Here is a 20,484-nt window from a genome sequence, read left to right as displayed (position 1 = left end):
ATTGGAAATGTGGGAGAGCACTCTCGTAGGCAAAGGTGAAAACATGTCAGTGGCAATGGCAAACGAGCAGATGACCAAAGGACATCCGGCGAAAGAATTTTTCCGGTTTGCGGTTCCTGCTGTGCTTGGCATGATTTCCATTGCTTCTGCCAGTATTGTTGATGGCATCTTTGTCGGAAACTTTGTTGGTGCGACGGCATTGGCTGCGCTCAGCTTGATTACGCCTATGTTCGCGCTTTACTTTGGCGTGGTGGTGATGTTGACCGTTGGCGCTGCGGTGATGGCAGGCAAGTTCATCGGTGAGAAACGGGAAAGAGATGCCTCCAACATCTTTATGAAGGCACTGATCAGCGTCCTGGCCTTTTCCGTGGTGTTTGCGGCATTGCTGCTTATCTTTACACCAACAGCTGCACGGATGCTTGGTGCAAACACGGAGACTGCTGAGATGGTGGAGACGTATATCTTCACCGTTGCCTGGTTCTTTCCCGGTTTGAGCCTTGCGGTTGCGCTGTCGCATTTCGTCCGCGTTGACGGTCGCCCCAACTTTTCCCTTGCCGGCATGGTGATGATCACTGTGGTCAACATTGTGCTGGATGCCTGGATGATCGGGTATCTGGGATGGGGCGTTTGGGGTGCTGCGCTGGCAACGGGGCTGGCCAGTCAGGCTGGCATGCTGTTTCTGCTTTTGCATTTCGCCAATAAAAGCGCCAAGTTGCGATTTCTACGGCCCTTTGGATCCTGGCGAGTGATGTACACGGCTGCCTATAATGGCCTGTCTGAGTTCATCAATGAGAGCTCCGGTGGTATAGTCGTGTTCCTGTTCAACTGGATCCTGATTACCGAAATTGGTGCGCAAGGCGTGGCTGCTTTCACCATTGTGAACTATCTGTTCTTCAGCGGTATTATGGTGTTTTATGGTGTGGGTGAGGGGCTTGGGCCTCTGGTGAGTGTCAATTTTGGTGCACGAAAACCGCGGCGGATTTATCAGTTTTTGTCGCTTGGTGTTGGGACTAACTTCGTTGTTGGCTTGCTGCTGGCTTGTCTTTTGATTTTCCAGCCCATGTTGCTGGCAAGTGCCTTTGTTGGAGGTGCAGATCAGTCGACAGTAGAGCTGACGATTGAGATCATTGGTGTGATCTGGCCTGTCTTCCTGTTCAACGGGGTTAACATCGCGTTTTCCGGCTATTTTACAGGTATGCATTGTGCGACCCAGTCGGCACTGATTGCGGTGTCCCGGTCTCTGGTTATGCCGCTTTTGCTGATTGTCGTCCTGTGGTTTGTGATTGGCCCGATGAGCGTGTTTTATGCTCTGCCTGTGGCTGAAGCGCTGACGTTGGTCATGACGCTTTTGATGTTTTCGCAGAAAAAGCCACACTGGATACTTCGTCAGACACGGCGTACGGCTTCGGGCGTGCTCTAGGTCGTTCAGATTTTACTGAGTGAGTCTTTCGGCGACTAAGTAACTTTCACGTAAGCTGCACGGGGTTTTGCGTAGTTGGGTGTGGTTCCGTCTAATTTTATTGCCGGAATTTGTAGTAAAATATCTCAACTGTCTTTTGTGCGGGTGTCTCCGATCACAATCTGGAGATATTTCATAGTTTTTTATGGACAAGTACTTTGACGTAGGCAATGTGGTGCCTGTGCAAAATGTCACGCGTAGTTTTGCGTGTCTATGGACGGTCAATCGAACAACAGAGCTACAGCCCGGAGGCTGTAAAATGAGCCACATCTTTCCTAGAAACACCCGTGTAACACTACCAACAGCTGCTAAAGGCGACGGGTGCTACCTCATTGATTCCACTGGTAAGAGATACCTTGACGCCTGTGGGGGCGCCGCGGTTTCCTGCCTTGGTCACTCTAATGAACAAGTGATCGACGCGATTAAGGACCAGCTGGATAAGTTTTCGTTCGCTCACACTGGCTTTTTTGGCAGTGAGCCGGCGGAAGAGCTTGCCGATAAACTGGTGGCCCAAGCTCCTGAAGGCATTGACCGTGTCTATCTGGTTTCAGGTGGATCGGAGGCAATGGAGTCTGCTGTTAAACTTGTGCGGCAGTACTTTGTTGAAAAGGGAGAACACCAACGCTCACATATGATTGCGCGTTGGCAGAGCTATCACGGAAATACGCTGGGAGCGCTTTCCGCTGGTGGCAACAAGTGGCGCCGTGAAATGTTCGGTCCATTATTGATCGAAATGTCTCATATCGATCCTTGTTACGCTTATCGCTACAAGGAAGAGAGTGAAACGCTCGAAGAATACGGGCAGCGTTCCGCCAATCTTCTTGAAGAAGAGATTTTGCGTGTTGGACCGGAGAAGGTTGCTGCGTTCTTTGCTGAGCCTGTTGTTGGTGCAACCATGGGCGCGGTACCGGCTGTTAAGGGCTACCTGAAACGTATTCGCGAGATCTGTGACAAATACGGCATCCTGCTTGTGCTGGATGAAGTGATGTGTGGCATGGGCCGCACCGGTCATATTTTCGCATGCAACGAAGATGAGGTTCGCCCGGATATCGTTGCTATCGCGAAGGGGATTGGTGCTGGTTATCAGCCACTTGGTGCAATGCTCTGTTCTAAAGAGATCTATGACACCATCGCGACGGGTTCTGGCTTCTTCCAGCATGGTCATACCTACATGGGGCATTCTCTGGCTGCTGCTGCTGGTGCTGCTGTGATGGACCAGTTGACGGCTCCAGGCCGTATGGAGCATGTGCGCACCATGGGTGAGAAGCTTTCTGCTGCGCTGCATGATGAGTTTGGTCAGCACCCATATGTGGCTGACATTCGTGGCCGTGGTCTGTTCCGTGCTCTTGAGCTGGTGAAGGATCGGGATACGAAAGAGCCGCTTGATCCGTCCTTAAAGCTTCATGCGAAAGTGAAGCAGAATGCCATGAAGGCTGGTCTGATGTGTTACCCGATGGGTGGTACGGTTGATGGCAAAACGGGGGATCACATTCTTCTTGCTCCTCCATTCATCATTGATGACAGTCATATCACTGAGATCGTTGAGAAGCTAAGCCTTGCAATGAAAGAGAGTTTCACGCAGGCCGGAGTTTCTATCTAATGACAAAGCGGCTCATCATGAGTGCGCCGAATGGTGCGCGTCGTGGCAAAGCGGATCATCCGCAGCTGCCGGTGACGATTGAAGATGTCGTTGCTTGCGCAGTGAGCGTGGAAGCGGAAGGCGCTGATGCCCTCCATGCCCATGTGCGCGGTGCAGAGGGGCAGCATGTTCTGGATTCTGGTCTTTACAAGGAGCTTATCCTTGAAGTGACGGCCAAATGCCCTGAACTGGCTGTTCAGATCACCACTGAAGCTGTTGGTCGGTACAGTGCGCAGGAACAGTATGATGTTGTTGCTGCTGTAGAGCCTGAGGCTGTTTCTGTTGCCATGCGTGAAATGGCGCTGGAAGGCGGTGATATGGATCTGGCGCGCCGGTTCTATCATGAAGCGAAGGAAGCGGGCCGTGCGGTTCAGCATATCCTGTATGCTCCGGAAGATGTAGCTCGTCTCGATCTGCTGATGGGTGAGGGGGTTGTTCCGGCCGGGTATGGCAGCCAGCTTTATGTGCTTGGCCGTTATGCTAAGGATCAGGAGAGCGATCCACGTGACCTTCTTGGTTTCCTTAGCGCTCGCGATGATGCAGCTCATATCGCGCAGGACAACCCGTTCATGCTTTGCGCCTTTGGGCGGGCTGAGACGGCGTGTGGTGCTTTGGCGTTTGGTCATGGTGGACATGCGCGGATCGGCTTTGAGAACAGCTTGTGGCACGGTACTGGCAAGCTTGCCAGGGACAATGCGGAGCGTATTCAGGTGGTCTCTCATATCCGCAGTGAAATGGGATATGAAGGTGCTGTTTCCAAGGATGACGTACTGAGAGTGCTTGGAAAACCGCAGTAAAGTGGGATTTCGAGACCAAGAATTCAAAAGGCTGCTATCACACCGATAGCAGCCTTTTTGTTATTTGCAGTCTTTGCTGTGTTCTTCGATCAGGTCTTCGCGGTGGTCTGGGTCGGCTTCCAGAATGGCGGAGATCTTGCCGGAGCCGTAGCCCAGGGCGTAGATGGCTTCCTGCTTCTTCATGCCTTTGGCATAGGCCATGGCTGTGATGACGCCTCTGGCGATGTCCTGCTTGCTGCTCTGGTTCGTCAAGCCGTAGAGGTAGTAGCAGATGATATGTTTTTCGTTTTTCCTGGCGAATTTTTCCGCTCTGCTTTGATTAAAGCCTGCATCTGCAACTGATGCGCTTGCGGTGAGCATAGCCAGCCCACCGAGGATAACTCGTTTTTTCATGAAAAAGCCCCCATGTTTTCGAGGGCTAGTCTGAGTATGTATTGTGGCGACTTTTTCCTAAAATTCAGGAGAACCTATGTAATCGACAGGTATCTTTGGGGCGCCTGTGGCCTAAGCATGGCAGATGTTCAGTGCACGTCCAGTCCGTACTTACGGAAAGTTTCTTTTGCGGCTTCCGTTTCTTCAGCTGATGGCTCGCTGGTGTCTTTGAGCTGATAGGATTTGCCCATGGACTGCCATTTGTGTTCGCCCATTTTGTGGAAGGGCAGCACATCAACGCGCTTCACGTTGCCAAGCTCGGAGACGAACTTTGCGACGCCTTCGACGTTCTCAGGTGCGTCTGTGAGGCCTGGTACGAGCACGAAGCGGATCCAGACGTCTTTTTCCATCTTTTCCAAACGCTTTGCGAACTCGAGGGTCGGGCCAACTTCAACGCCGGTGACCTTCTTGTAGGTTTCTGGCACCCAGGATTTGATGTCGAGCAGGTAGAGGTCTGCCATGTCGATGGTTTCATCATCGAGGTTGGCGTGCAGATAGCCGGATGTGTCCACGGTGGTGTGAACGCCCATCTGGTTACAGCCCCAAAGAAGCGTTTTGAGGAACTCTTTTTGTGCCATAGGTTCACCGCCACTCACGGTCAGGCCGCCGCCACCGGTTTCAAAATAAGTGCGGTAGGTGGAGATGTCCTTCAAAAGCTCATAGGCGGAGGATTGTTTGCCAGCTTTCAGTTTCAAAGTGTCCGGGTTGTGGCAGTACAGGCAGCGCAGCGGACAGCCAGAGGTGAACACAATGTAGCGCAGGCCCGGACCGTCTACCGTTCCGCCTGTTTCTACTGAGTGAACATAGCCCATGGTGTCTTGCATGGCTGGCGTCCTTTATCATTGTTTGCGAGCGGCCTGTTTTTGATAGGGAGTGAGGATTTTTCCTCGGGCAGCTTCTGCTTTTTATAATGCTTTAAAAGTAAGGCCTTTGACCTTGTTTTTAAAGATGAAATTGTGCAACGCAGCCATCCATTTTCGGTGCATGTGCGCTCCTGTCGCACTCATTTTGAACAATTGGAGCACGTTTCAGCGGATTTGTCGCAGCAAAGAAGGCGCGGGACTGAGTCCCGCGCCTTGTCTTGGAAATTGAGAGGTGAGCGTTATAAGCGCTGACCGTTGGCCCAGTGCTGTTAGCGCTGACCGTGGAATGTACGGTTGATCACATCCATCTGCTGTTCACGGGTCAGCTTGATGAAGTTCACTGCGTAACCGGAGACACGAACGGTGAGCTGTGGGTACAGTTCAGGATGTTCCATCGCATCTTCCAAGGTCTTGCGGTCGAACACGTTCACGTTGATGTGGTGACCCATGTCATGCATGTAACCGTCGAGCAGGTGGGACAGGTTGTCGATCCGTTCAGCTTCGTCCTTGCCCAGTGCGCCCGGGATGATGGAGAAGGTGTAGGAGATACCGTCCTGGCTGTCTTCGTAAGGAAGTTTGCAGAGAGACTTCATGGAAGCCACTGCGCCCTTCTGGTCACGGCCATGCATTGGGTTTGCACCCGGTGCAAACGGTTCACCTGCTTTACGTCCATCCGGAGTAGAGCCAGTCTTCTTACCGTACACCACGTTGGATGTGATGGTCAGGACAGACTGTGTCGGTGTCGCATTGCGGTACATTGGCTGATTGCGGATCTTACCCATGAACTTCTTCATGATGTCTTCTGCAATCACATCAACGCTGTCGTCGTTGTTACCGAAGCAAGGGAAATCACCCTCAATTTCGTAATCAACTGCGAGACCTTCGTCGTTACGGATGATGTTGACCTTCGCGTTTTTGATTGCGGAGATACTGTCAGCAACAACGGACAGGCCAGCAATACCACATGCCATGGTGCGCAGGATGTCGCGGTCATGCAGCGCCATTTCAACGCGCTCGTAGTTGTACTTGTCGTGGCTGAAGTGGATGCAGTTCAGCGCCTGAACGTAGACCTTTGCAATCCAGTCGAGCATCTGGTCGTAAAGTGGTTCCAGCTCATCCCATTCCAGCACGTCGCCGGTGATTGGGTGCGCTTTTGGACCAACCTGTTTGCCAGTTTTTTCGTCGATGCCGCCGTTGATTGCGTAAAGCATTGCTTTTGCAAGGTTGGCACGTGCACCGAAGAACTGCATCTGCTTGCCAATGCGCATTGCAGATACACAGCAAGCGATACCGTAGTCATCACCCCAATAACGACGCATCAGGTCATCATTTTCATACTGAACAGAAGAGGTCTCAATGGAGATCTTTGAGCAGTAGTCTTTGAAGCCCTTAGGCATATGCTCGGACCACAGAACGGTCAGGTTTGGTTCTGGTGCAGGGCCGAGGTTCACAAGGGTCTGCAGAACACGGAAGGAGCTTTTGGTGACCAGTGTGCGGCCATCGACGCCCATGCCACCGATGGATTCAGTTACCCATACCGGATCGCCAGAGAACAGCGCGTTGTAATCTGGAGTACGCATGAAGCGAACCATACGGAGCTTCATGACGAAGTGATCCATCAGTTCCTGTGCTTCATCTTCCGTGATGATGCCTTTGTCCAGATCGCGCTGGATGTATACGTCAAGGAAGGTGGTTGTGCGGCCCAGAGACATGGCTGCACCGTTCTGCTCTTTGATCGCAGCAAGGTAGCCGAGGTAAAGCCACTGAATAGCTTCTTGAGCGTTTTCTGCAGGGCGGCTGATGTCGCAGCCGTGTGCAGCGCCCATTTCCTTCAGTTCAGCGAGGGAGCGGTACTGTTCTGAGATTTCTTCACGAAGGCGCAGTGTTTCTTCATTCAGGACGTTGCCGTCCAGAGAAGCATGCTGTGCTTTCTTGTCTTCCATCAGCTTGTCGATGCCGTACAGCGCAACGCGGCGGTAATCGCCGATGATGCGGCCACGGCCATAAGCATCTGGAAGGCCGGTTACGATGCCAGCGGAACGAGCGCGGCGAATTTCCGGAGTGTAGAGATCGAACACACCGTCATTGTGTGTTTTGCGGTGCTTAGAGAAGACCTCAGCGGTTTTTTCTGAGAGTTTGTAACCATTGCTCTCCAGAGCGGCTGCTGCCATTTTCAGGCCGCCGTAAGGCATCAAAGCGCGCTTCAATGGGGCATCGGTCTGCAAACCAACGATCTTTTCGAGATCTTTGTTGATGTAGCCTGGTGCGTGGGAAACGATAGAAGAAACAACTTCAGTGTCAGCGTCGAGAACGCCTTTCTTGTTTTCTTCTTTCATCAACTCAAGAACGTTGTCCCAGAGTTTGGTTGTTGCAGCGGTTGGGCCAGCAAGGAAGTCGTCAGCACCTTCATAAGGGGTGTAGTTGAGCTGAATGAAATTGCGCACGTCAATTTCTTTGTTCCAGTCACCCTTTTTGAAACCTGCGTAAGCCTTGGGTCCGTCGTCTTTCAGAAAAGGAAGAGTGTCGGCGGTAGCTTTATCGATGTTCTGGTGAACGCCCATTTTTAGGTCCTTCATCATTTGAGCAATTTAGCGTGGTGCTACAAGTAAATTCCAAAGGCTTGCAGAGAGTTACGCTTCCTTGCGTCCAGTGCTTGTTGACATTGACTGTACGCTTCAAGTGGGGCCGCATCTTGATTTATGTCAATTCCGAAATGGCTGGCAGACCTGCAAAAAATGCAAGGCAGAATTATACAAATGCATACATTTTGGATATTGGGCGGCCAATTGTGGGTAGTGATATAACTCGCTCAAGTTGTGTGCGTTGCGAAGAGGTCTGGAATGGATCTAATTCTATGAATTTACTTATGAAATTGCGTGTTTAGAGACGCGAATTTTGTGCGTTTGCGAAACAGTGCAACAGGGCGCCCGCATTTTCACTTAGGCGCGCTCTAAGTACATTATAGTAAGTATAATGTAGGTAGGTCAATTTTGCATAGCTGATATGCGATGTTTGAAATATTAGTGGTGGGCGTGGAAAATCGACTTTTACAGTTCAGGGCAGCACCTGGAGGTGGCCAAAAAGACTCAATTTCACCACAAATCTTGATTGGTAAACGGTGATATCCACGGGAGATTCAGAGGGCCGCAATTGGAAAAAACTTTTGCCAATCAATTTCCTAGTGCGACAATCTGTAGGGCTCAATGAGATGTGACCGATATAATTGATGGAACGGGTTGACCTACCATCTGTTACAGCGCGGCCACCACTCTCCTTCATGGTCTCCATCGATCATATGGTACCCCTCATAGGCGGCGACAGTCATGCAAGAATGGTTGGGCAGAACACGGAGCTGTGATCCCAGAGGGTACAGTTCGAAGGGAAGAGGGCTTCCGTCTCTGGTGGTGATGTAGCCATGCTCCTGACTGACACCTTGCACGTAGAGCAGCGGGTCAATGTGTCCGTCTGCATCGCTTAGCAGGCCGAAACCGCAGTCATTGCTTTGGCTTGCGCAGGAGCGATCCTTGGAGAGTGCCAGTCCGCCAGCATCGACGACAATGCGGTTGAGGTGTGGGGCATGGCTGATGATGCTGGTGAGTACAGTTGCGGCCACATCTTCCATGGCGCACATGCCAAGATTGGCCTGAAACACATCCTGAAACACGTAAACACCTGCCCGGACATCAGAAACTCCGTCAAATGATGTTCCGAAGAGGGCTGTTGGGGTGGAGCCGATGCTGACGTGCGAACAGGGCAGGCCTGCTTCCAGAATGGCGTCTTTGACTGCAAGTGTTGCGGTGCGCTCCTGTTTCGCAGCGGCTTCCAGTTCCTGCTTGCCGTTTGCTGCATAACTCACACCGCCGCCGTGGGCCATAACGCCGGCGAACTCCACGTTAGATGCGTTTGCAAGTAATCTAGCGACATCTACCGCGCGCTGTTGATCTGCCTGCACGCCGGTGCGATGACCGTCCACATCGACCTCCAGATAGACGCGGAGCTTTGGGCCATCCAGCGTCATGGTAGCAAGGTGTTTTGCCATCTCGGTACTGTCCAGACAGATGGACATTTGAGCGCCTGCGCGGTTGAGGTGCATGATGCGTTCCATCTTCTGCGGGATGATGGAGACGGCATAGAGGATATCTTTGAGGCCAAAGGAGGAAAAGTACTCTGCTTCCTTCAGCGTGGAGACGGTCCAGCGGTCTGCACCGTGCTCTTGCAGTATCCGGGCGACATCGATGGATTTGGCTGTCTTGAGGTGTGGGCGCAGCGGAACGCCGATCTGTTTGAACCTGTCTGCCATGCCTTTGATGTTTCGGCGCATTGCGGTTTCATCAAGCAAAAGGCAAGGGGTTTGAAGGTCTTCAAGCATTCAGCGGCTCCGCAGTCCAGTGTGTTCCTCGTAAAAATGCCTAGCAGATCTGAGAAGGAATAAACAGTAGGTGCTGCCGGTTTTGTAAGGGGCCTCTCTTTTCTCACAATTTCAGCTTCTTAGGCGGTCTGGCGAGCCCAAGGTGCAGGCTGGGCTGGAGGAGCTGCAAAGCGAGTATTTGCGGCAATCACCTCAACTTCTCGGTGATTAACACACCGATTTTCAAGAGGAGGCAGGTAGGCAAGTCTGACCGGTGGTTGTTTATGGCTTGAGGAGACTGGCTTATGAATGCGGAGAAAGTCCTGAGTATTTTAAATCCCGAACTGAAGAAGAAGCTTGCTGATAAATATGATGCTGCGGTGCCCGGCATGTCTGAAAGTGTGGTGGACTGGGCCTACGACAAGCATTATGGCCGGGAAGGGGTTGACCTGAAGACCCGGCAGTTGTGCAGCATTGCGGCTTTGACTGCGATGGGCGGGCATACAGGGCCGCAACTGGTCATGAATATTGAGCACACGCTGAACTCAGGAGCACGCCCCTCCGAGATCCTTGAGGTCATCTGGCAAATGGCGGTCTATGCTGGCGTACCCGCCGCCCTGAACGGCCTGAACACAGCAATCGCGTATTTTGAAGAGAAGGGGCTGGATCCGCGGTCTTGAAGGAATTTCCTCGACCTCTCATCTGGAGTGCGAACCTGACGTCCGCACTCCATTTGTCTTTGTAGGCTTTTACTTCTTCTTCGCGGGGCGGGATGGGCCTTCGCGTTCGGAAGATTGGGCCCAGAGGTTGATGTTGGCTTCTGTGGCGTACTGATCGATGGCGGTCAGTTCTTCCTCTGTGAACTCCAGATTGTTGATGGTGGCTGCACAGTCGATCACTTGCTCCTTACGGCTTGCGCCGATCAGTGCTGAGGTGACCCGGCCTTTGCGCAGAACCCATGCCAGAGCCATCTGGGCCAGTGTCTGCCCACGGTTCTCAGCAATCTCGTTCAGCGAGCGAATGTGGTTCAGGGTGGTTTCGTTGAGGAAGCTTTCCTGGAAGGAGCCGACGTGTTTGCCCGCGCGGCTGTCCTGCGGAACGCCACCCAGATATTTGTTGGTCAGCATGCCCTGTGCGAGCGGGGAAAAGACGATCGAGCCGATGCCTTCTTCTTCCAGCGTGTCGAGCAGGCCGTCTTCTTCCACCCAGCGGTTGAGCATAGAATAGCTTGGCTGATGGATGAGGCATGGGGTGCCCAGTTCCTTCAGGATCTTCGCTGCTTCCTTGGTGCGCTTGGAGTTGTAGGAGGAGATGCCAACATAGAGCGCTTTACCCTGACGAACGATCTGGTCGAGGGCCATCATGGTCTCTTCCAGTGGTGTGTCCGGATCAAAACGGTGGGAATAAAAGATGTCGACGTAGTCCAGTCCCATGCGCTTCAAGGACTGATCGCAGCTGGCGATAAGGTACTTGCGGCTGCCCCATTCGCCATATGGTCCCGGCCACATGTCATACCCCGCTTTGGAAGAGATGACGAGTTCGTCGCGGTATCCGGCAAGATCGGTGCGCAGGATCTCACCAAAGGCGGTTTCTGCACTGCCTGGAGGCGGGCCGTAGTTGTTGGCAAGGTCGAAGTGGGTGATGCCCAGATCGAACGCTGTGTGGCACATTTCGCGTTTGGTTTGATGTGGGGTGGTTTCACCGAAGTTGTGCCAGAGACCGAGGGAAATGGCAGGTAGCTTGAGGCCACTCTTCCCGCAGCGGTTGTACTTCATGGCGTCATAGCGATTTTCAGCTGGTTGCCAAGCCATCAGATGTCCTCCCAGACTTCTGTTTATTTGTTTTGGATGGAAAAAATAAGGAGGACTGGTGGCGCGGTCGCCACCAGAATTTTTGGAGGGTACGCTCAAAACGAGCGTGGTATTTAAGCGGAGAGTTCGACCCAGACCGGGACGTGGTCTGATGGTTTTTCCCAGCCGCGGACGTGTTTGTCGATGCCGACGCCCTGCATGATGCGGGCGGCTTCCGGTGAGAGTAGCAGGTGATCGATGCGGATGCCGTTGTCGCGTTGCCATGCGCCTGCCTGATAATCCCAGAACGTGTAGGTTCCGGCAGTGCCGTTGGTGGCGCGGACGGCTTCGGTGAAGCCGAGGTTGAGCAGGGCGCGGAAACGCTGGCGGCTTTCCGGGCGGAAGAGAGCATCACCAACCCAAGCCTCTGGCTTCTTTGCGTCTTCCGGCTCAGGAATGACGTTGTAATCGCCAACCAGCAGGAAGGCTTCTTCCTTTTCCAGCTGCTTAACGGCGTGCTTGTGAAGGCGATCCATCCAGCGCAGTTTATATGGAAACTTTTCGGTCTCTACCGGATTGCCGTTTGGTAGATAGAGGCAGCCAACGCGGATCGGCTCGTTGTCGCCGGCGATAACGGCCTCGATATAACGGGCTTGCTCGTCTTCATCTTCACCCGGCAGGCGGCGGTTAACCTCCTCAAACGGGCGTTTGGAGAGGATTGCGACGCCGTTGAAGCCTTTCTGGCCGTGGGTTTCCAGATTGTAACCCAGCTCCTCAAACGGAGCGCGCGGGAAGTTCTCATCAACCGATTTAATTTCCTGAAAACAGGCGACGTCTGGCTGTTCTTCTTCGAGCCACTTGAGAACCGTTTCTAACCGCGCTTTGACGCCATTAATGTTCCAGCTTGCGATTTTCATCGGGTTTCCTCTCAATAAGGCCTGATAGCCATATTCTGTGTGGTTCTGCGCACTGTTTAGCCCAGTGCGGAGTTTCTCTTATGAAAACTCAGATAAGGGGTGTTGTAGACTCTCAGCTTTGGGTGCGTGCATCAACTAGGCGCTTTAAGTAATCAACGACAAACGCCAGAGCAATTAACTGTCCGCTCCCCCACATAGTTGCTCCAAGGTAATAGAGCATCACAGGAAGGGAGTTGTTGCTGTTATTAAAGAAACCGCCGAAGCCTTGGAGAAAAATAGGCGTAACGATATTTAAGTAAATTTCACCAACGAGCTTGATGGCGCCGAATGCTAAAAGCCCGATTACGACGACTTTGTGGTACTTGTCGAGTTGATGCATTAAATCCTCTGAAATACGTGTAATTCTGAGTGCAATGAGTTCGGGCACCGAATTAAATTGTATGGGGGGCAACCTCCTTTGATTAGGAGGATAACTTGTTTGCGTTGAAATGTGCGTTGGTTTGAGAGGAAAGCGGGAAAGTTGCGTTCCTATGGGGCGGAGCTTTGAAGCCAATAGGGCGTGGTTGCTTTGGGATGCATTCACGCCCGCTTTTTAACTTATTCCCCTGATGTGCGACTGGCTTATCTTAGATGGAGAAGCTTGTGCCGCATCCACAGCCGGCGGCGGCCTGAGGATTTGAGATCTGGAAGGACTGGCCCATGAGATCTGTTACGAAATCAATTTGCGAGCCTGTCATATATTGCAGGGAGATGCTGTCGATGAGAACCGTTGCGCCGAGTTTGGCGAGGACGAGGTCGTCATCTTCCTGTTCTTTTACGATGTCATACTTGTATTGAAAACCGGAGCAGCCGCCACCTTCGACAGAAATGCGGAGCATGCTGCCATTGGTTTCTGTTTCCAGTATCTGGGCTACGCGTTTTGCGGCCTTGTCGGTCAAGCCGACGGTATTTTCAGGGGTCTGGGTCATAAGCTCAGTCTTGTTTCGGCTTGTATGCTTTCTTTGCCTTATAATTTAGGTGGTCTCCATGGTAATTTCCATAGTATTTTATTGCTAAATTACATTTGGCTTGGGAAAGCGGTTGTTTACAGGGCTTTTACATCTGTTATGTCATTGCTGTGATACGAAAATCGCAGGGAATGACCTGGGCATTTTCTGATTGTAAGGGGCGGGGGATAAAGAATGGTCAAGACGTTAGGATACGGTGCTCAGCCGCGGGCGGAGTATGCTGTTGATCCGGAAGTCAGCCGTGGCCGACTTTTTCCAGAACCGGAAAGCCCGACACGCACGCCGTTTCAGCGTGATCGAGATCGTATTATTCATAGTGCTGCCTTCCGCCGCCTTAAGCACAAGACGCAGGTCTTTGTGTACCATGAAGGCGATCACTTCCGCACACGCCTGACGCACACTATTGAGGTCTCCCAGATTGCGCGCTCGCTGGCGCGTGCGCTGCGGCTGGATGAGGATCTGGCCGAGTGTCTGGCGCTGGCGCATGATCTTGGACACACTCCGTTTGGGCATGAGGGCGAGGACGTGATGCATGAATGCATGGCGGACTATGGCGGGTTTGACCACAACGCCCAGTCTCTGCGCATTGTGACGGATCTTGAGCGCCGGTATGCGGAGTTTGATGGCCTCAATCTGGCGTGGGAAACGCTGGAAGGGCTTGTGAAGCACAATGGGCCGCTGACGGATCGATCCGGTGCGCCTTGTGGCAAGCTTGAAGGCAGACATCTGCCGTTTGCTGTGAGCGAATATGCCAAGCATCAGGATTTGCTGCTGTGGTCGTGGCCGAGTGCAGAGGCGCAGGTGGCAGCGATTGCAGATGATATTGCTTATGACGCGCATGATCTGGATGACGGACTGCGGGCCGGGTTGCTTAGCTTTGAGGCCATGAAAGAGGTGCCGTATCTGAAGCGTATTTTAGACGAGGTGGATGGGAAATATCCCGGTCTTGAGGATGCGCGGCGTATTCATGAGATTGGACGTAGATGTATCACCGGCATGGTGGAGGACGTGATTGCGGAGAGTATTTCGCGAATTAATCAGGTTTCTCCCAAGAAATGCGGGGATATTCGTGATGCAAATGGTCCTGTTATTGCCTTTTCAACTGAAATGGCGCGAGAAGAGCGCGAGTTGAAAGAGTTTTTGTTTGCCAATCTGTACCGACACGAAAGTGTTCTGGCGGTTCGCAGGAAGGTTGCCAAAGTGGTGCGGGATTTATTCCATGCCTACTTTAAGGCACCGGAAAGAATGCCAGAACCGTGGTGTACGGGATTGAAAGGCGAGGGTGATGATGTGAAGGCCCGCAGGGTTTGTGACTTCATTGCAGGCATGACGGACCGTTATGCCATAGACGAACACCGACGATTATTTGACGATACCCCGGAACTGGGGTAATGCGCCAATTCAAACACTATTAATTCATGGAGTTTATGTGGGGCTGCGGCTTTGCAAAACCCTGTGAGCTGTCAAACTAGGCTATTAAAAATGAACATCTTTGCAGACTTCGCCGAAAGGGTAAACAGTGTAGTCAAGGGTCTCGACCTTGCTGCTGACGCGCCGGAGCTGGATCTGCGACGAGTGACTGTTGAACCTCCTCGGGATGCTGCTCATGGCGATCTGGCGACTAACGCTGCCATGGTACTGGCTAAACAGCTGAAGATGAAGCCGCGTGATCTTGCCGAAAAGATTGCAGAAGGCCTGCGCGCCGACAGTGAAGTTGATGCTGTTGATATTGCCGGACCTGGCTTCATCAACATCCGCGTAAACAAAGTTATTTGGGAACGCGTGCTGGCAGATGTTGTTGCCAAGGGCAATGCGTTTGGCAGTGGCAGCCGTGGTGCCGGTTTGAAGGTGAACGTGGAGTATGTATCCGCGAACCCGACCGGACCGATGCATGTGGGCCATACACGCGGTGCTGTTGTGGGTGATGCGCTGGCGAGCCTGTTGCAGTTTGCCGGTTATGATGTGACCCGCGAATACGTGATCAACGATGCTGGCTCCCAGATTGATACTCTGGCGAAGTCCGCCTTTCTGCGTTACCGCGAAGCACTGGGTGAAGACATTGGTCAGATCCATGAGGGCTATTATCCGGGCGAATACCTTATTCCAGTCGGCAAGGCGCTGGCAGAGGAACATGGTGAGCGCTTGAAGGATATGGGCGAGGGCGAGCGCCATGCTATGCTCAAGGGCTATGCCGTTGACAAGATGATGGATCTGATCCGTGAAGACCTGAGTGCTTTGAACGTGAAGCACGATGTGTTCTTTTCTGAAAAGACCATGCACGGTCAGGGGAATGCCATTGATCTGACGCTCGATGCTCTGCGTCAGCGCGATCTGGTTTACACTGGCACTTTGCCACCACCAAAAGGCGAAGTGTCTGATGACTGGGAAGACCGTGAGCAGACCCTGTTCCGCTCCTCCAACTACGGTGATGACAGTGACCGTGCGCTGGTGAAATCTGATGGTAGCTACACCTACTTTGCCGCTGACGTTGCTTACATGCGCGACAAAATTGAGCGCGGGTTCAAAGAGATCATCTTTGTGCTTGGTGCGGACCATGGCGGCTATGTGAAGCGTCTGGAAGCGATCGGTAATGCGATCTCTGGCGGTGATGTGGATGTGATTGTGCGTCTGTGTCAGCTCGTGAAGCTCTTTAAGGGCGGCGCTGAGTTCAAAATGTCCAAGCGCTCTGGTAATTTCATCACCCTTCGCGATGTGGTTGATGAAGTGGGCGTAGATGCGGTACGCTTTATGATGCTCTATCGTAAGAACGATGCGCAGCTGGATTTCGATTTTGACAAGGTGAAAGAGCAGTCAAAAGACAATCCAGTGTTTTATGTTCAGTACGGTCACGCTCGGTGTCATTCTGTGCTGCGTCAGGCTGCTGGAGAGCTGGATTGGTTCTCAAATACTGCTGAAGAGTTGCAGTCTGCAGATTTTGCACAACTTGAAGATGAGGGTGAACTTGCACTGATCGCGAAGATGGCTCAATGGCCTCGAATTGTAGACGGAGCCTCAGAAAATCACGAGCCGCATCGCATCGCGTTCTATCTTTATGAGCTGGCCAATGCGCTTCACAGCCACTGGTCTCGAGGCAAGGAAAAGCCGCAATTACGCTTTATTAATGATAAAACGCCAGAATTAACCAAAGCTCGACTCGCGTTAGTTTACGCAGTTTCACAGGTAATAGCTTCTGGCCTCAATGTTTTGGGTGTCACAGCACCAAATGAAATGCGCTAGCGCCTGAGCATAGTTGATAGAGTATTGGAGGTTCGCGGTGGGGATTGCGAGCCTCTTATTTAAGGGAAAACACCGCTGCAATGACCAATCGCTCCAAGTATCCGGGTCCGGGTGAGGTTTCTGCTAGGCAAACGGCAGGCGATGAACCGCAACAGTGGGCAGGCGATCAAGATCCGCTCGTAGAACTTGCCAGAATTGTCGGGGAGAGCGCTGCTCAGTACCGTCCTAGTTCTCGCGTAGAAAGCGAAGTCTCTGACCGTCCGCTGTTTCCAAAGACTGATGAGCGCAGTGTAACTGCCGATCATGCTTCACAGCATGGCTCTCAGGACGCCACGTTGGCCGATGATTATTCAGTGGGTGCAGCTGAAGTGAATGAGCCTGCATCAACTCAAGATTCATTTGCGGCTCTGGATGCTGTTTTTGCATCTCCCAAGACATCCGCGTCATCTGCACATGCTGATCCGTTTGCGGATTTGAGCGCTGCTGCGTTGTCTGCTGGCGCGCCGAGTGAGGCTGTTGACTATGTCAGCGATCTTCCACCGGTTCCAAAAGCGGCGGCTGTGCCTGAAGCAAAGCCAGTTCCTGCTCCTGCACCTGTGCGCCAGTCTGTGACTGCTGCTGATGTGACTGCAGAGCCGGAAATGGATGATATTCTTTCGCGCGATCTTGAAGAGAGCCTTGTTGCCTCTCTCAATCAGTCTCAGGTGGAGCGTGAGCAGACGTCTCGTCCTCAACGGTCCGTGAGCCGTGCGACACCGACGCTGGATGCTGTTGGCGCACGGGATGTGCGCCCTGAGCAGACTTTGCGTGAGCGCCTTGAACGCCGCACAGTGGATGCTCCACGTGTGGTTGAAACACCGCGCGTTGCTGAGCCTGCTGCGCCTGTACAAAATGTGGCGTCTGCTTCGCCGAGAGCTCTGGATGAGCTTTCCCAGAGTGATTATGACAGCTGGCGCGCCGAGCGTGCTGCTGAGCGTGCAACTGCGGCAGCAGCTGCCAAGCCTGTTCAGCCTGCACCGGCACCAACGCCTGCGATTGAAGAAGCTCCTGCCGCGCCTCAATTGCGTGGCACGCATGATGATGTGGCACCTGCTGCTGACCCTGTTTCATTTGAACCTGATATGACAGCGTTTGCGATGGACACCGGTGCTGAGCTTGAGGGTGAGCACATCAGCGCTCCTGAAGTGTCTGCACAGGAAACTGTTATTCCTGCCAAGCATCTTGAAGAAGCTTTGTTGGCTGAGTTCAGTCTTGACGAGGAAGCGCAGCCAAGCGTTGTTGCTGAACCTGTTGCGCCTCAGCCTGTGCGAAATGTTGCGCAGGAGATTGAGGCGAGCGTTGATGACATCTTTGCAGATGAAATTGCGCAGGAGCCGCAGCCAGAACCAGAGCCGGAAGTTGAAATCGGCCCTGAAGTTGCTGCAGAGCTGAATGAATTTGAGCGCATGAGTGCCGGTTTTGAACAGGTTGCTCAGGAAATCGATCCATTTGCCGTTGAAGGTGATGATGCCTGGCAGCTGGACGAAAGCGTTGCTAACGATACGTCTTTGGATGAAATGTCCTGGCCTGCTGCTGCTGAAAAGCTGGCGCAGACGGAAGCTGCTCATCAAGAGGCAATGAATGCTGCGAAAAAGCCTGGTGAAGAGCAATCTCCTCCTCCTGGCGGATATGATCTTGATGCTGTGGCGCAGGCTATGCGCAAAGAAGATCCTAGCCTTGATGGCGGTGTTCTTCCGCAAGCTGTGCCACGCGTTTCTGTTGATGTTCCTATTGAAGCAGAAGAGAACCGCAGTGGCGGTATGCGCAAAGGCCTGATGGCTGCTTCGCTCATTGGCGGTATTGTTGTGGTCGGCGGTGCCGGTCTGTTCCTGTTCGACTTCGGTGGAACAGGCGGAGATGCAACTCCACCACCGATTATTCGAGCTGATGCCTCTCCAATGAAGGAGGTTCCATCTCCTTCTGCGCAGCCTAAGAACGACACAGCAAAAGTCTTTTCTCCGGAGGAAGCGTCTCAGCCAGTCACTGGCGAGAAGATGATTCAGCGTGAAGATGCAGCTGTTACACCATTGCCGCCAGCATCCAGCGAAACGGATACTGCAAAGTCCAGCGTGTTTGATGTGAACCCGACGAAGAAGGTGCGGACCGTTATTGTTCGTCCTGACGGGACCATCGTTCAGCGGGCTGGTACGGAAGCCAATGTGTCTGCACAGCCTCGTGTTGTCACAAGCAGCACTGTGCGCAACAGCAATCCGCAGAATACGGGTAGCACCACACCAGCGGCAACGTCTGGGCAGTGGGACCCACTTCCGGGTGAAACCCAAAGTGCAAACCAGCAGACTGCTGCTGTACCAACAACCACCAGCTTGCAGGATGCGTTTGCGAATGCTCCGGTGGCAACGCGGACCGAGACGCGTAATACGCTTCTGGGTGTGAGTGTTGTACCGCAGTCCAAGCCGTTTGTTGTGGCGTCTGCCAATACAGGCAGCGGTACTGTTCGCTCCAACACACTGACGCCGCTGCAGCCGCAGCCGACGTCTCGTGTCAGCAACGCACCGCTGAACCTGACTGGAAACCAGAATACGCAAACAGCTGCTGTAAACCCGCAGGCGATTGCTCCAACTCCGACACCTACCGAAGGTGTTGTTGGTGAGATTCCAGGTGGGACCTACATTGTGCAGGTGGCGTCTGTGCGCACTGTTGAGGATGCTCGTGGTCAGATCCGCCGCTACAACAGCCGCTATCCAAACCTGATGGCGTTGGTGACACCGGTGATTACGCGTGCTGATCTTGGCGACAAAGGCATTTACTACCGCATTCAGGTTCCGTTTGATGGTCCGACCAGTGCAAACACCTTCTGCGGTGAGTTTAAATCTGCTGGTGGTGACTGTTACGTTCGCCGCAACTAAATACGCTTTCCCTTTTCAGGGACTACGCTTTGGAGCTTGACGCCGTAACAGCGTCAAGCTACCAGCTTTACTCATGTTTTTAAAATCGTTCATTTCCGGATGCTTTGGACCTGAGCTCAGCGCTGAGGATAAAGTCTTTTTTCGCGACCAGCAACCGTTTGGTCTGATCCTTTTTGCTAGAAACATGGAAACGCCGGCGCAGATCCGCCGTCTTTGTGCTGATTTTCGCGAGGCTGTTGGCCGTGCGGATGCGCCTGTTTTTATTGATCAGGAAGGCGGGCGTGTGCAGCGCTTTGGTGCGCCGCATGTGCCAGTCTATCCAGCGGCTGGGACCATCGGTCGGCTTTATGCGCAGGACGTTGAGGCGGCGAAACGAGCTGCTTATTTGCATGCCTTGCTGATTGGGCTGGATCTGCGTGATCTTGGGTTGAACGCCAACTGTATTCCGTGTCTTGATATGCCCATTGAAGGTGCGAGCAACATTATTGGTCTGCGGGCCTACGGATCTGATGCGGCGCTTGTGAGTGATTTGGGCCGCGCTGCGATGGATGGCTGTCTTGCTGCTGGTGTGATGCCGGTTATGAAGCATATGCCGGGCCATGGCCGGGCGCTGGTTGATAGTCATCTTTCCTTGCCTGAAGTGACAAGCCCACTTGAGGAGCTTGAAGCGCGGGACTTTTTGCCGTTCAAATCCTTGCGGGACTGTCCGATGGGGATGACCGCTCACATCGTGTTTAAGGAGATTGATGGAGATCATCCTGTTACGCAATCTTCCTATGCTATTCAGAAGGTTATACGGGAAGCGATTGGTTTTGATGGCGTCTTGATCAGTGATGATATCTCCATGAAAGCGCTTGGTGGTGATCTGAAGAGCCGGGTTGAGAAAATTGTTGCGGCGGGGTGTGATCTTGTTCTGCATTGCAATGGCGAGCTGGATGAGATGAAGGTGGTTGCTTCGGCAGTGCCGGAGATTGATGGCAAACGCGCTGAGCGCATCAAGGCAGCTATGCAGCGAAATACCCAAGTGTTTGATGGGGATGAAACGGCACTGCGCGCGGAGTTTGATGAGCTGTGTGCGAAAGTTTGAGA

General features: G+C 52.9%; 16 protein-coding genes. 8 read left to right on the top strand and 8 right to left on the bottom strand.

Features of this window, described 5'->3' with window-relative positions; translation table 11 throughout:
* Positions 1-43: 43 nt before the first annotated feature.
* The 3 genes from PsW74_RS15285 (at position 44) to PsW74_RS15275 (ending at position 3,895) form a co-directional block, all read left to right on the top strand.
* Positions 44-1,420: an MATE family efflux transporter gene (locus tag PsW74_RS15285; protein ID WP_063288901.1), complete on the top strand. Its 1,377-nt coding sequence runs from the start codon at positions 44-46 to the stop codon at positions 1,418-1,420.
* A 298-nt stretch (positions 1,421-1,718) separates the two neighbouring features.
* Positions 1,719-3,059: an aspartate aminotransferase family protein gene (locus PsW74_RS15280; RefSeq protein WP_063288828.1), complete on the top strand. Its 1,341-nt coding sequence runs from the start codon at positions 1,719-1,721 to the stop codon at positions 3,057-3,059.
* Positions 3,059-3,895 (top strand): 3-keto-5-aminohexanoate cleavage protein, encoded by an 837-nt coding sequence (locus tag PsW74_RS15275; protein WP_063288827.1) that lies wholly within the window; start codon positions 3,059-3,061, stop codon positions 3,893-3,895. The genes PsW74_RS15280 and PsW74_RS15275 overlap by 1 nt, the downstream gene beginning before the upstream one ends.
* Positions 3,896-3,955: 60 nt before the next feature.
* Here the strand turns inward: PsW74_RS15275 and PsW74_RS15270 are convergent, their stop codons facing one another.
* The 4 genes from PsW74_RS15270 to PsW74_RS15255 all read right to left on the bottom strand — a co-directional run bounded on the left by PsW74_RS15270 (position 3,956) and on the right by PsW74_RS15255 (position 9,559).
* Positions 3,956-4,288, bottom strand: coding sequence for a hypothetical protein (locus tag PsW74_RS15270; protein WP_057466239.1), 333 nt, complete (start codon positions 4,286-4,288; stop codon positions 3,956-3,958).
* A 128-nt stretch (positions 4,289-4,416) separates the two neighbouring features.
* Positions 4,417-5,151 (bottom strand): pyruvate formate-lyase-activating protein, encoded by a 735-nt coding sequence (pflA, locus tag PsW74_RS15265; RefSeq protein WP_063288826.1) that lies wholly within the window; start codon positions 5,149-5,151, stop codon positions 4,417-4,419.
* Between the two features lie 308 nt (positions 5,152-5,459).
* On the bottom strand, positions 5,460-7,751 hold the full coding sequence (gene pflB / locus PsW74_RS15260) for a formate C-acetyltransferase (protein ID WP_208980784.1): 2,292 nt from the start codon (positions 7,749-7,751) through the stop codon (positions 5,460-5,462).
* 680 nt (positions 7,752-8,431) lie between these two features.
* Positions 8,432-9,559: an alanine racemase gene (locus tag PsW74_RS15255; RefSeq protein ID WP_063288825.1), complete on the bottom strand. Its 1,128-nt coding sequence runs from the start codon at positions 9,557-9,559 to the stop codon at positions 8,432-8,434.
* A gap of 284 nt (positions 9,560-9,843) precedes the next feature.
* Between PsW74_RS15255 and PsW74_RS15250 the strand changes: the two genes are divergently transcribed.
* The gene (locus PsW74_RS15250; protein ID WP_057466242.1) at positions 9,844-10,218 is read left to right on the top strand and encodes a carboxymuconolactone decarboxylase family protein; all 375 of its coding nucleotides are present in this window, start codon (positions 9,844-9,846) and stop codon (positions 10,216-10,218) included.
* A 69-nt stretch (positions 10,219-10,287) separates the two neighbouring features.
* Here the strand turns inward: PsW74_RS15250 and mgrA are convergent, their stop codons facing one another.
* From mgrA to erpA, 4 genes are all read right to left on the bottom strand, one after another.
* Positions 10,288-11,349 (bottom strand): L-glyceraldehyde 3-phosphate reductase, encoded by a 1,062-nt coding sequence (mgrA, locus tag PsW74_RS15245; protein ID WP_063288824.1) that lies wholly within the window; start codon positions 11,347-11,349, stop codon positions 10,288-10,290.
* Positions 11,350-11,462: 113 nt separating this feature from the next.
* Positions 11,463-12,245, bottom strand: a complete 783-nt coding sequence (xth, locus tag PsW74_RS15240; RefSeq protein WP_063288823.1) for an exodeoxyribonuclease III — start codon at positions 12,243-12,245, stop codon at positions 11,463-11,465.
* Positions 12,246-12,357: 112 nt separating this feature from the next.
* Complete coding sequence (locus PsW74_RS15235) at positions 12,358-12,624, bottom strand: hypothetical protein (protein WP_063288822.1); 267 nt, start codon at positions 12,622-12,624, stop codon at positions 12,358-12,360.
* A gap of 247 nt (positions 12,625-12,871) precedes the next feature.
* Positions 12,872-13,213, bottom strand: a complete 342-nt coding sequence (gene erpA / locus PsW74_RS15230) for an iron-sulfur cluster insertion protein ErpA (protein WP_063288821.1) — start codon at positions 13,211-13,213, stop codon at positions 12,872-12,874.
* Between the two features lie 213 nt (positions 13,214-13,426).
* On the opposite strand from erpA, the gene PsW74_RS15225 reads away from it, so the two are divergent.
* The 4 genes from PsW74_RS15225 (at position 13,427) to nagZ (ending at position 20,482) form a co-directional block, all read left to right on the top strand.
* Positions 13,427-14,644 (top strand): deoxyguanosinetriphosphate triphosphohydrolase, encoded by a 1,218-nt coding sequence (locus PsW74_RS15225; RefSeq protein ID WP_063288820.1) that lies wholly within the window; start codon positions 13,427-13,429, stop codon positions 14,642-14,644.
* A 90-nt stretch (positions 14,645-14,734) separates the two neighbouring features.
* Entirely contained in the window at positions 14,735-16,489 is a 1,755-nt protein-coding gene (argS, locus tag PsW74_RS15220; RefSeq protein ID WP_063288819.1) for an arginine--tRNA ligase, read from the top strand.
* An 80-nt stretch (positions 16,490-16,569) separates the two neighbouring features.
* A complete protein-coding gene (locus PsW74_RS15215) occupies positions 16,570-19,395 on the top strand; it encodes an SPOR domain-containing protein (protein WP_063288818.1) in 2,826 nt (941 codons plus the stop codon).
* A 73-nt stretch (positions 19,396-19,468) separates the two neighbouring features.
* Positions 19,469-20,482 (top strand): beta-N-acetylhexosaminidase, encoded by a 1,014-nt coding sequence (gene nagZ / locus PsW74_RS15210; protein ID WP_063288817.1) that lies wholly within the window; start codon positions 19,469-19,471, stop codon positions 20,480-20,482.
* Positions 20,483-20,484: the final 2 nt, after the last annotated feature.

Origin of the sequence: Pseudovibrio sp. W74 (genome assembly GCF_001623085.1) — a bacterium.
Classification (GTDB): Bacteria; Pseudomonadota; Alphaproteobacteria; order Rhizobiales; family Stappiaceae; genus Pseudovibrio.
Note: the sequence above shows the minus strand (reverse complement) of the source record. Positions and strands in the feature narration are given on the sequence as shown.